We start from the raw sequence: 10,582 nt of genomic DNA on the forward strand, positions 1-10,582 counted from the left end.
ATCACCGTGGCGGCAGCCTTGGCCGAACAACGCCAGTGGCAACAGCGCCTGCCCGCGGTCGGCAGCCTCAAGGCGCTGCAGGGTGTCGAGCTGAGCCTGGAAGTCGAAGGCATCGTCAAGGCCCTGTATTTCGACTCTGGGCAAACGGTCAAGGCCGGGCAGCTGCTGCTGCGGCTCAACGATGACCAGGAAACCGCATTGCTCGGCACCGCCGTGGCCGACCTGGGCCTGGCCAAGGTCGACTTCGGCCGCGGGCGGCAACTGGTGGGTGACTCGGCGATCTCCCGTGGCGAATACGACCGCCTCAATGCCCAGTACCAGCGCAACCAGGCGGTGGTCGAGCAGCTCAAGGCTTCGAAGAACAAGAAAAGCATCAGCGCGCCCTTCAGTGGCACCCTGGGCATCCGCCAGGTGGATGTAGGCGATTATCTGGCGCCAGGCACCGTCATCGCGACCCTGCAGAACACCTCCGGCCTGTACGTAGACTTCAACGTGCCGGAACAGGCCTTGCCCCGGCTGAGCCTCGGCCAACAGGTGCTGGTGCAAGTGGCTGCCTACCCGGACCAGACCTTCCCCGCCCGCCTCAGCGCCATCAACCCCAAGGTCGATGAAACCACGCGAAACCTGCTGGTGCGCGCGACCCTGGCCAACCCCGACGGCAAATTGCTGCCGGGCATGTTCGCCAGCCTGCAGGTACTGCTGCCCGATCCGCAGTTGCAGGTGGTGGTGCCGGAAAGTGCCATTACCTACACCCTGTACGGCAACTCGGTATATGTCGCCACCGCGAAAAAGGACCAGCACGGCAAGCCGCAGCACGATGAACAGGGCCACCCCCAATGGGTCGCCGAACAACGCACCGTGCAGACCGGCGAGCGCCGTGACGGCGTGGTGGTGGTCAGCAAAGGGTTGCAGGCCGGGGAACAGGTAGTCACTGCCGGGCAGCTGAAGCTGACCCCCGGCGCCGCAATCCGAATCGGCCAGGACCAGGCCGTCAAGCCCGCCCCGGGCGCCGCGACCAAGGACTGACTGGAGGCTGGCATGGCGTTCACCGACCCGTTCATCCGTCGCCCGGTGCTGGCCAGCGTGGTCAGCCTACTGATCCTGTTGCTGGGTATCCAGGCCTGGCACACGTTGCAGATTCGCCAGTACCCACGCATGGAAAACGCCTTGATCACCGTCACCACGGCCTACCCCGGGGCCAACGCCGAAACCATCCAGGGCTACATCACCCAGCCGCTGCAGCAAAGCCTGGCCAGCGCCGAAGGTATCGACTACATGACCTCGGTGAGCCGGCAGAATTTTTCCGTCATATCCATCTACGCGCGCATCGGTGCCGACAGCGACAGGCTGTTCACCGAACTGCTGGCCAAGGCCAACGAAGTGCGCAACAAGCTGCCGCAGAACGCCGAAGACCCGGTACTCAGCAAGGAAGCCGCCGATGCTTCGGCGCTGATGTACATCAGCTTCTACAGCGAACAGATGAGCAACCCGCAAATCACCGACTACCTGTCACGGGTGATCCAGCCCAAGCTGGCCACGCTACCCGGCATGGCCGAGGCAGAAATCCTCGGTAACCAGGTATTTGCCATGCGTCTGTGGCTGGACCCAGTGAAACTGGCCGGTTTCGGCCTGGCGGCCAGCGACGTGACCGACGCCGTGCGACGCTACAACTTCCTGTCCGCTGCCGGCGAAGTCAAAGGCGAATACGTGGTCACCAGCATCAACGCCAGCACCGAGCTGAAGTCAGCCGAGGCGTTCGCCGCCCTGCCGGTCAAGACCAGTGGCGACAGCCGCGTACTGCTGGGTGACGTGGCGCGGGTGGAGATGGGGGCAGAGAACTACGACACCGTCAGCTCATTCGACGGCACGCCCTCGGTGTACATCGGCATCAAGGCCACGCCCGCCGCCAACCCGCTGGAGGTGATCAAGGAAGTACGGCGGGTCATGCCCGACCTGGAAAGCCAGTTGCCCTCGGCGCTGAAGGTGTCGATCGCCTACGACGCCACGCTGTTCATCCAGGCCTCCATCGACGAAGTGCTCAAGACCCTCGGCGAAGCGGTGCTGATCGTCATCCTGGTGGTGTTCCTGTTCCTTGGCGCCCTGCGCTCGGTGCTGATCCCGGTGGTGACCATTCCGCTGTCGATGATTGGCGTGTTGTTCTTCATGCAGATGATGGGCTACTCGCTGAACTTGCTGACCCTGCTGGCCATGGTCCTGGCCATCGGGCTGGTGGTGGACGATGCGATCGTGGTGGTGGAGAACATTCACCGGCATATCGAAGAAGGCCAGTCGCCGTTCGATGCAGCCTTGGAAGGCGCGCGCGAGATCGCCATGCCGGTGGTGTCGATGACCATCACCCTGGCAGCGGTGTATGCGCCCATCGGCTTTCTCAGCGGGCTCACCGGGGCGCTGTTCAAGGAGTTCGCCCTTACCCTGGCCGGCGCAGTCGTCATTTCCGGTATCGTCGCCCTGACCCTGTCACCGATGATGTGCGCCCTGCTGCTGCGCCGCGAGCAGAATTCCAGCGGCCTGGCCCACTGGCTCGATCGGCAGTTCGCGCGCCTGAAGGTACGCTACCAGCGCCTGCTGCACGGCACGCTCGACAGCCGGCCGGTGGTGCTGGTGTTTGCCGTGATCATCCTGTGCCTGATTCCGCTACTGCTGAAGTTCACTCAGAACGAACTGGCCCCCAACGAGGACCAGGGGGTGATCTTCATGATCAGCAGCTCCCCACAGCCAGCCAACCTTGACTACCTCAACGCCTACACCAACCAGTTCACCCCACTGTTCAAGACCTTCCCCGAATACTATTCGTCGTTCCAGATCAACGGTTTCAATGGCGTGCAAAGCGGCATCGGTGGCTTCCTGCTAAAGCCCTGGAACGAGCGCGAGCGTACGCAAATGGAGCTGCTGCCACTGGTACAGGCCAAGCTGGAAGAGGTCGCCGGCCTGCAGATCTTCGGCTTCAACCTGCCATCGCTGCCCGGCACCGGCGAAGGCCTGCCGTTCCAGTTCGTGATCAACACCGCAGGCGACTACCCGGCACTGCTGGAGGTGGCCCAACGCATCAAGGCTCGGGCCCAGGCATCGGGCAAGTTCGCCTTCCTCGACATCGACCTGGCCTTTGACAAACCCGAGGTGGTGGTCGATATAGACCGGGCCAAGGCGGCGCAAATGGGGGTATCGATGGACGTTCTCGGCAGTACCCTGGCCACCTTGCTGGGTGAAGCCGAAATCAACCGTTTCACCCTCGAGGGGCGCAGCTACAAGGTCATTGCTCAAGCCGAGCGCGCATACCGCGACAACCCCGGTTGGCTGAACAACTACTACGTGAAGAACGACCAGGGCAAGCTGCTGCCGCTGGCGACCCTGGTCACCCTCACCGACCGCGCTCGCCCGCGGCAGCTCAACCAGTTCCAGCAGTTGAACTCGGCGATCATTCAAGGCGTACCGATGGTCAGCCTGGGCGAAGCGCTGAAGACCGTGCAGGACATCGCCCGCGAAGAGGCACCGGAAGGTTACGCCTTCGACTATGCCGGCGTGGCCCGCCAGTACGTGCAGGAAGGCAGCGCACTGTGGGTGACCTTTGGCCTGGCGCTGGCGATCATCTTCCTGGTCTTGGCGGCCCAGTTCGAAAGTTTCCGGGATCCGCTGGTAATCCTGGTTACGGTACCGTTGTCGATCTGCGGGGCGCTGTTGCCACTGTTCCTGGGCCTGTCGAGCATGAACATCTACACCCAGGTCGGGCTGGTGACATTGATCGGGCTGATCAGCAAACACGGCATCCTGATCGTCGAGTTCGCCAACCAGTTACGTGATGAGCTTGGCCTGGGCGCGCGCGAGGCAATCGAAGAAGCAGCGGCGATTCGCCTGCGGCCGGTGCTGATGACCACGGCGGCAATGGTGTTCGGCATGGTGCCGCTGATCCTCGCGACCGGGGCCGGGGCGGTAAGCCGCTTCGACATCGGTGCCGTGATCGCGACCGGCATGTCGATCGGCACGCTGTTCACCCTGTTCGTGCTGCCTTGTATCTACACCCTGCTGGCGCACAAGACGGTGGCCAAGGAACCTGCTGCCGCCTGAAACCCGCCCACCGAGGGCCACCTGCAGAAACGCCAGAGGCCTCGCGCTTGCGAGGCCTCTGGCATGTACAGCTACACCGGTTTCAACCAAATGGCCGCAACCCTTGGCGCAGGCCGAACAGCAACAGCAACAGATCCTGATCCGGCTCTACCCTGGCCTTCTGCTGCGGTTTCACGTCCCGCGGCAGTGCGCACTGGGCGGCCATCTCAGCCTTGCTGAATACCGTCGGCCTCGGCTCTTCCCAGGCAGCCACCGCTACAGTGGTCACCGCCAGGCCCGCTACCAGGAACAAAGCTCGAGCTATTTCTAGTTTCATTACCCTAACCCTTTGACAGCGCTGCCAAACGCCACCTTGTAAAAGTCGAGTAGCGTCTGCCATTCCGCCTCGTTGAGCGACGAATGGCGGCGCAATTGGCGCAGGTCGTTACCCGCCGCGCGCTGGCAACTGAAACGTCGCCGACACTTCTCGAGGTCGAGCAGCGCCACTTCGACACGGGCTTGCTCGCCCTCGCCCAGCACCTTGACGAACACATGCTTGCCGTACAGGCAGCCGTGTTGCCAATGGCCCAGGTGCATGCGCGCCAGGTTGTCGGCCAGGTCCTTGAGCATGCGCTCGTGGACCACCTGTGGGTAACGGTCTCGGGCACCTTGGGCATGCCAGGTGTCCAGCTCCACAAACCCGTCCAGTGCTTCGCTGACCAGCAGCGCCCGCCACTGGTGGTCGGCATCGCGCTTGGCACCACAGAACACCAGGCGCGGCACACGCACCCCCAGTTGCTCGAAGCTGTTCAGCGCATCGAGCTCACGCAGCACAGTTGGCCGGCCGAAAGGGTGCAACAGGCTGCGATAGATATGCCCGACCTGACGCTTTGCATACAGCAGTTTGCCGTTGGCATCGTTGAGCCGTTGCACACCACTTTCGCCACCCCGGCGCTGGTTAGGCTCCTCTACCCACTCGCCTTGCTGGCGCCAGTAAAAATCGAAGCGCGACTCCCCATTCTGGGCTACAGCCATCAAACACTACCCCTTACGCAATACATAAACCCGCCACATGGCATAGAACGGCAGGAAGTCGAGGCGTTCCTGGATCCTGAAACCGGCGGCGCGGAATTCTTCTTCGACCGTGTCGGCCGGTAACACAAACCGGTTCTGGTAATGGTTCTGCTCGGCTTTGGTGCTGCGGCGCTGTTCCAGTTTCCTGCGCCGCCAAGCCTTGAAGTTGCCGTCCACCCACAGTGACAAGATCACACTATCACGGCTAACTCGTTGAAATTCAGAAAGAATTTTCTTTCTGTGGGCTGCCTCGCCGATATGGTGAAACAGCCGCATGCAAAAAATGCTGTCGACGGAGTTGTCTGGCAAGTCGATGTCGAATGCCGATGTCTGCAAAGGCCGTACCCGCGCGACCACTTCTGGCGGTTGCGCAGCACAGGCGGTCTCGATCATCGCCTCGGAATTATCGGCACCGATGATGACGCGGTTGTTCTTTTCTGCCAGCAGCGGCCAGAAACGACCAGCGCCGCAGGGCAAGTCCAGGACCAGGCCAGGCTCACCCGCCAGCGCCAGTGCGCGGCGGGCCAGCTGCTCATCTCGCTTGTGAGACAGCCGGCGGGCCAAGCCATCCTGGTGCTTGAGAAAGTACTCTCGGGCATGGTCTTTGTCGTACTTCTCGGAAAATTCAAGCTTGATAGGGCTACGCATTGAGCATCTCCTGATTCCATTGCGCTCACATTAGGTAAATGCGCGTAGGAATCAGGTCATGCTGATGTGAAAAAAGTGTTAGCCCCGGTTTCACGTGTAACAACACATTACCCAGCCACGACGTCCGGCTCTTCTTTCACCCGCGTATTGCTCAAGTCGACATGGAAACGGCAGCCATGGGGTACAGAAGAGGTCAAGGTCACCCGCCAGCCCTGGTCGTCGCAGATGCGCTGCACCAGCGACAAGCCCAGCCCAAGACCCTCGCCGCGCCGCTCATCACCGCGCACGAACGGCTTGAACATGGCTTCGCGCTGTTCTTCCGGTATGCCCACGCCACTGTCTTCCACGCTGAAGCCATTGCTTTCCAGGCTCAGGCGGATGTAGCCGGCATCGGTGTAGTGCGCCGCATTGCGCAGCAGGTTGCCCATCACCGACTGCAGGAAGGTCGCGTTGTACAGCACTGCGCTGGCACTGGCCTGGCCATCGAAATACAAGGTCAGGCCCTTCTGTTCGATGGTGTCGCGCCACACCCCGATCAGCTCGTTGGCCACTTCGCGCAGGGTCGCCCGGGAGGCTACTGCGCCTTCATCACGTTGCGCCCTGGCCAGCATCAGGAAGGTCTTGACCAGCTCGCGCATCTCTTCGGTTGCCCGCGCCACGCGCTCCACCTGGCTGCGCGCGCGGGTGTCGAGGTTGGGGTTTTCCTGCAGCAGCTCGCAGGACGTGGCCAGCACCATCAATGGGGTGCGCAACTCATGGCTGACGTCACTGGTGAACAGCCGTTCACGGGTCAGCGCATCGCGCAGGCGGCCCAGCGTGTCATCGAACGCCACCGCCAGCTGGCCGACTTCGTCCGCCGCGTAGTCCGGCGCCAACGGCGGCGCCAGGCCCAGCAGCTGGTCACGGTGGCGAACTTGCCGCGCCAGGCGGATCACCGGCGCCATCACCCGCCGCGCCACCAGCCAGCCCAGGATCACCGCCAGCACCAGGCTGAGCACGAAGCCCACCAGCACCACCGCGAACAGCACACGCTCGCGCTCCTCGAAGTCGCTTTGGTCCTGCAGCAAGACATAGCGGCGGCCATCGACGATCTCGACCATCGCGTGGTAGGAAAGCTGGTCGCGGAATACTTCGTGGAAGCCACGGTCCAGGTGGCGCAGGTCTTTGGGCAGCTCGAAGTCGTCCCGCCCACCGCTGAAGTAGAACAACTGGTCGGGGCGCGGGCGGTGGCTCCAGTCGCTGACGCTGTCCATGCGCAGCAGGCGCTGCAAGTCACCGCCCAGTACCGATGAAATCAGCCGCTCTTCGACCAGGTGCACGGTGCCGACGATACCGAAGGCGAAGGCCCCGGCCACCAGCGCGCTCATCAGGGCAAAGGCGATGATGATGCGCTGGGCAAGGCTTTGCTTAAACTCCATCACGACCCTCGGCGAGGCGATAGCCGACGCCATGGACGGTATGCAGCAGCGGTTTTTCGAACGGTTTGTCGATCACTTGGCGCAGTTGGTGCACATGGCTGCGCAGGCTGTCACTGTCGGGGCAGTCGTCCCCCCACAGGGCTTCTTCCAGCACTTCGCGGCGCAATACATGAGGGCTCTTCTGCATCAACACGGCCAACAGCTTGAGGCCGACCGGGTTGAGCTTGAGCATGCGGCCCTGGCGGGTGACCTCCAGGGTGTCGAGGTCATAGCTCAGATCAGCCACCTGCAGGCTGCGCCGCCCGCCGCCCTGGGCCCGGCGCAGCACGGCTTCGATGCGTGCCGCCAGCTCGGACAGGGCGAACGGCTTGAGCAGGTAGTCGTCGGCCCCGGAACGGAAGCCTTGCAGGCGGTCGTCCAACTGGTCGCGAGCGGTAAGCATGATCACCGGCGTGTCGCGGCGGGCGTCTTCGCGCAGGCGCTTGCACAGCGTGTAGCCATCGATACCGGGCAACATGATGTCGAGCACGATCAGGTCATAGTGCTCGGTGGCAGCCAGGTGCAGCCCGGACAGGCCATCCTGGGCGCAGTCGACGGTATAGCCCTTCATGCCCAAGTAGTCGGCCAGGTTGGCCAGGATATCGCGGTTGTCTTCAACCAAAAGAATGCGCATCGGTTTCTCCTGTGCGGCGCTTCTCGCTGTGGTGCGCGGCAGGCGCAGCTTACGGCCTATGCCTGCAGGGTGCCAGCCCCCGGAAAAATTCACCGCACTTGACGGTTTTTTCACTGATCCTTCACGGACACAGAATAGCGGGCCGACGACAATGGCCGATCTTTTTCCCGCCCTGGAGCCGCCATGCAGCAAGCAACCCGCCCTCGCCCGATCAATTACTGGCTGTACCTGGGTATTCCGTTGGCGACCGCGTTGGCCCTGATTCTGCTGGAGCTGACGTCGATCGACATGGACCTCGCCAAGCTGTTCTTCGACCCTGTCGCCGGGCAGTTCATTGGCCGCCACAGTTATTGGCTGGAAAACATCCTGCATGACCGGGTCAAGCAGGGGGTGATCCTGCTGGGGCTGATAGCGCTGCTGACCTTCGCCGCCAGCTTTTTCGTAAAGCGCCTGTTTGGCTGGCGCCGCGAGCTGGGCTGCCTGGTGTTGGCGCTGGGTTTGTCCACCGCGTTTGTCACGCCCCTGAAGAAGGTGACGCAGGTGCAGTGCCCCTGGAGCCTCACCCAGTTTGGCGGTACCGAAACCTACAGCAAGCTGCTGCAACCACGGCCGGCCACCGACAAGCCCGGGCTGTGCTGGCCGGGCGGGCATGCCGCGACCGGGTTCTGCCTGTTCGGCCTGTTCTTCATGTTGCGTGACCGCAAGCCGCGCCTGGCGCGGGCGGCATTCGTGATGGCCTTGCTGGCAGGTTCGCTGCTTGGTGTTGGGCGCATGCTGCAAGGGGCGCACTTCCTGTCGCACAACGTGTGGACGGCGGTGTTCTGCTGGTTGATCGGGTTGGGGTCGTATTATCTGGTGCTGTATCGCCGGGGCATGGTAGAAGTGCCCGCGGTCAAAAACAGCGTTGCCTGAAGCCGGAGCCGCTTAGCGGCCCAATGGCGCCCACAGGAGAATAAAAAAAGCCCCGGTTCTCGCGAACCGGGGCTTTCTCATGGTGCAGGGGGTAAGGCTGGCTTACATCATGCCGCCCATGCCACCCATGCCGCCCATGTCAGGCATGCCAGCAGCTGGCTTGTCTTCTGGCAGGTCGGCAACCATGGCTTCGGTGGTGATCATCAGACCGCCGATCGAAGCAGCAGCTTGCAGCGCCGAACGAGTGACCTTGGCTGGGTCCAGGATACCCATCTCGATCATGTCGCCGTACTCGCCGGAGGCAGCGTTGTAACCGAAGTTACCCGAACCTTGCTTGACCTTGTCAGCGACAACGCTTGGCTCGTCGCCGGCGTTGGCAGTGATCTGGCGCAGCGGCGCTTCGACAGCGCGGCGCAGCAGGGCGATACCGACGTTCTGGTCTTCGTTGTCGCCTTTGAGGTCGATAATGGCTGCCAGGGCGCGAACCAGGGCAACACCACCGCCAGGCACCACGCCTTCTTCAACGGCTGCACGGGTAGCGTGCAGGGCGTCTTCAACGCGGGCTTTCTTCTCTTTCATTTCAACTTCGGTACCTGCACCGACCTTGATCACGGCAACACCGCCGGCCAGCTTGGCCAGACGCTCTTGCAGCTTCTCCCGGTCGTAGTCCGAAGAAGTTTCTTCGATCTGGGCACGGATCTGCTTGACGCGTGCTTCGATCTCGGTGTCAGCGCCAGCACCATCGATGATGGTGGTGTTTTCCTTGGACAGGATCACGCGCTTGGCGTTACCCAGGTGCTCCAGGGTAGCGGTTTCCAGCGACAGGCCGATTTCTTCGGAGATGACCTGGCCACCGGTCAGAACGGCGATGTCCTGCAGCATGGCCTTGCGGCGGTCGCCGAAGCCAGGTGCCTTGACCGCAGCAACCTTGACGATGCCGCGCATGTTGTTGACTACCAGGGTAGCCAGCGCTTCGCCTTCGACGTCTTCGGCAACGATCAGCAGTGGGCGGCCGGCCTTGGCAACGGCTTCCAGCACTGGCAGCAGCTCACGGATGTTGGAGATTTTCTTGTCGACCAGCAGCAGCAGCGGGCTTTCCAGCTCGGCAACCATGGTGTCTGGCTTGTTGACGAAGTAAGGCGACAGGTAGCCGCGGTCGAACTGCATGCCTTCTACGACGGACAGTTCGTTTTCCAGGCCCGAGCCTTCTTCAACGGTGATCACGCCTTCTTTACCGACTTTTTCCATGGCTTCGGCGATGATTTCACCGATGGAGCTGTCGGAGTTGGCGGAGATGGTACCGACCTGAGCGATGGCCTTGGAATCGGCGCATGGCTTGGACAGGTTCTTCAGCTCGGCGACAACGGCAGCAGTGGCCTTGTCGATACCGCGCTTCAGGTCCATCGGGTTCATGCCGGCAGCGACGGCTTTCAGGCCTTCGTTGACGATGGCCTGGGCCAGTACGGTAGCGGTGGTGGTGCCGTCACCGGCGGCGTCGTTGGCCTTGGAAGCGACTTCCTTGACCAGCTGGGCGCCCATGTTCTCGAAGGCGTCTTTCAGCTCGATTTCTTTGGCGACGGAAACGCCGTCCTTGGTGATGGTTGGCGCGCCGAAGCTCTTGGCCAAAACCACGTTACGACCTTTCGGGCCGAGGGTAGCTTTTACCGCGTCAGCCAGAACGTTGACACCAACCAGCATTTTTTTACGAGCGGAGTCGCCGAATTTTACGTCTTTAGCAGCCATGATCGTTTAATCCTTGGAAATTCTTTGGAGTAACGGGAAGTCGGGGAAATCA

Annotated in this window: 9 protein-coding genes; 3 read left to right on the forward strand and 6 right to left on the reverse strand. The window is 62.2% G+C overall.

From position 1 onward, the window contains the following. Together APH30_RS23800 and APH30_RS23805 are read left to right on the forward strand one after the other, a co-directional pair. Nucleotides 1–1,026 (forward strand): efflux RND transporter periplasmic adaptor subunit (locus APH30_RS23800; RefSeq protein ID WP_054913946.1); only part of this gene is annotated, 1,026 nt, incomplete at its 5' end. Between the two features lie 12 nt (nucleotides 1,027–1,038). Continuing rightward, entirely contained in the window at nucleotides 1,039–4,083 is a 3,045-nt protein-coding gene (locus tag APH30_RS23805; RefSeq protein WP_054913947.1) for a multidrug efflux RND transporter permease subunit, read from the forward strand. A gap of 82 nt (nucleotides 4,084–4,165) precedes the next feature. On the opposite strand, the gene APH30_RS23810 is transcribed toward APH30_RS23805, so the two are convergent. From APH30_RS23810 to colR, 5 genes are all read right to left on the reverse strand, one after another. Beyond that, nucleotides 4,166–4,399 (reverse strand): hypothetical protein, encoded by a 234-nt coding sequence (locus APH30_RS23810; protein ID WP_029887498.1) that lies wholly within the window; start codon nucleotides 4,397–4,399, stop codon nucleotides 4,166–4,168. After that, a complete protein-coding gene (locus APH30_RS23815) occupies nucleotides 4,399–5,097 on the reverse strand; it encodes a lipopolysaccharide kinase InaA family protein (protein WP_054913948.1) in 699 nt (232 codons plus the stop codon). Before APH30_RS23815 ends, APH30_RS23810 begins: the two co-directional genes overlap by 1 nt. A 6-nt stretch (nucleotides 5,098–5,103) precedes the next feature. Further along, nucleotides 5,104–5,784, reverse strand: coding sequence for a class I SAM-dependent methyltransferase (locus APH30_RS23820; protein WP_054913949.1), 681 nt, complete (start codon nucleotides 5,782–5,784; stop codon nucleotides 5,104–5,106). Between the two features lie 107 nt (nucleotides 5,785–5,891). Next, nucleotides 5,892–7,202 carry a HAMP domain-containing sensor histidine kinase gene (locus APH30_RS23825; protein ID WP_009684390.1) on the reverse strand — a complete coding sequence of 437 codons (1,311 nt, stop codon included), beginning with the start codon at nucleotides 7,200–7,202 and terminating at the stop codon, nucleotides 5,892–5,894. Next, nucleotides 7,192–7,875 (reverse strand): two-component system response regulator ColR, encoded by a 684-nt coding sequence (colR, locus tag APH30_RS23830; RefSeq protein ID WP_009684391.1) that lies wholly within the window; start codon nucleotides 7,873–7,875, stop codon nucleotides 7,192–7,194. The genes APH30_RS23825 and colR overlap by 11 nt, the downstream gene beginning before the upstream one ends. Before the next feature lie 183 nt (nucleotides 7,876–8,058). On the opposite strand from colR, the gene APH30_RS23835 reads away from it, so the two are divergent. Then, nucleotides 8,059–8,787 (forward strand): phosphatase PAP2 family protein, encoded by a 729-nt coding sequence (locus APH30_RS23835; protein WP_054913950.1) that lies wholly within the window; start codon nucleotides 8,059–8,061, stop codon nucleotides 8,785–8,787. A gap of 102 nt (nucleotides 8,788–8,889) precedes the next feature. Here APH30_RS23835 and groL read toward each other — a convergent pair whose 3' ends face one another. After that, nucleotides 8,890–10,530, reverse strand: coding sequence for a chaperonin GroEL (gene groL, locus APH30_RS23840; protein ID WP_009684393.1), 1,641 nt, complete (start codon nucleotides 10,528–10,530; stop codon nucleotides 8,890–8,892). Between the last annotated feature and the right edge of the window lie 52 nt (nucleotides 10,531–10,582).

The organism is Pseudomonas sp. NBRC 111127, from assembly GCF_001320345.1.
In the GTDB taxonomy this organism is placed as follows: Bacteria; Pseudomonadota; Gammaproteobacteria; order Pseudomonadales; family Pseudomonadaceae; genus Aquipseudomonas; species Aquipseudomonas juntendi.

Bases quoted from the DNA above. Each gene is read 5' to 3' on its own strand.
- APH30_RS23805 (WP_054913947.1), top strand. From the start codon at position 1,039: ATGGCGTTCACCGACCCGTTCATCCGTCGCCCGGTGCTGGCCAGCGTG.
- APH30_RS23810 (WP_029887498.1), bottom strand. From the start codon at position 4,399: ATGAAACTAGAAATAGCTCGAGCTTTGTTCCTGGTAGCGGGCCTGGCG.
- APH30_RS23815 (WP_054913948.1), bottom strand. From the start codon at position 5,097: ATGGCTGTAGCCCAGAATGGGGAGTCGCGCTTCGATTTTTACTGGCGC.
- APH30_RS23820 (WP_054913949.1), bottom strand. From the start codon at position 5,784: ATGCGTAGCCCTATCAAGCTTGAATTTTCCGAGAAGTACGACAAAGAC.
- APH30_RS23825 (WP_009684390.1), bottom strand. From the start codon at position 7,202: ATGGAGTTTAAGCAAAGCCTTGCCCAGCGCATCATCATCGCCTTTGCC.
- colR (WP_009684391.1), bottom strand. From the start codon at position 7,875: ATGCGCATTCTTTTGGTTGAAGACAACCGCGATATCCTGGCCAACCTG.
- APH30_RS23835 (WP_054913950.1), top strand. From the start codon at position 8,059: ATGCAGCAAGCAACCCGCCCTCGCCCGATCAATTACTGGCTGTACCTG.
- groL (WP_009684393.1), bottom strand. From the start codon at position 10,530: ATGGCTGCTAAAGACGTAAAATTCGGCGACTCCGCTCGTAAAAAAATG.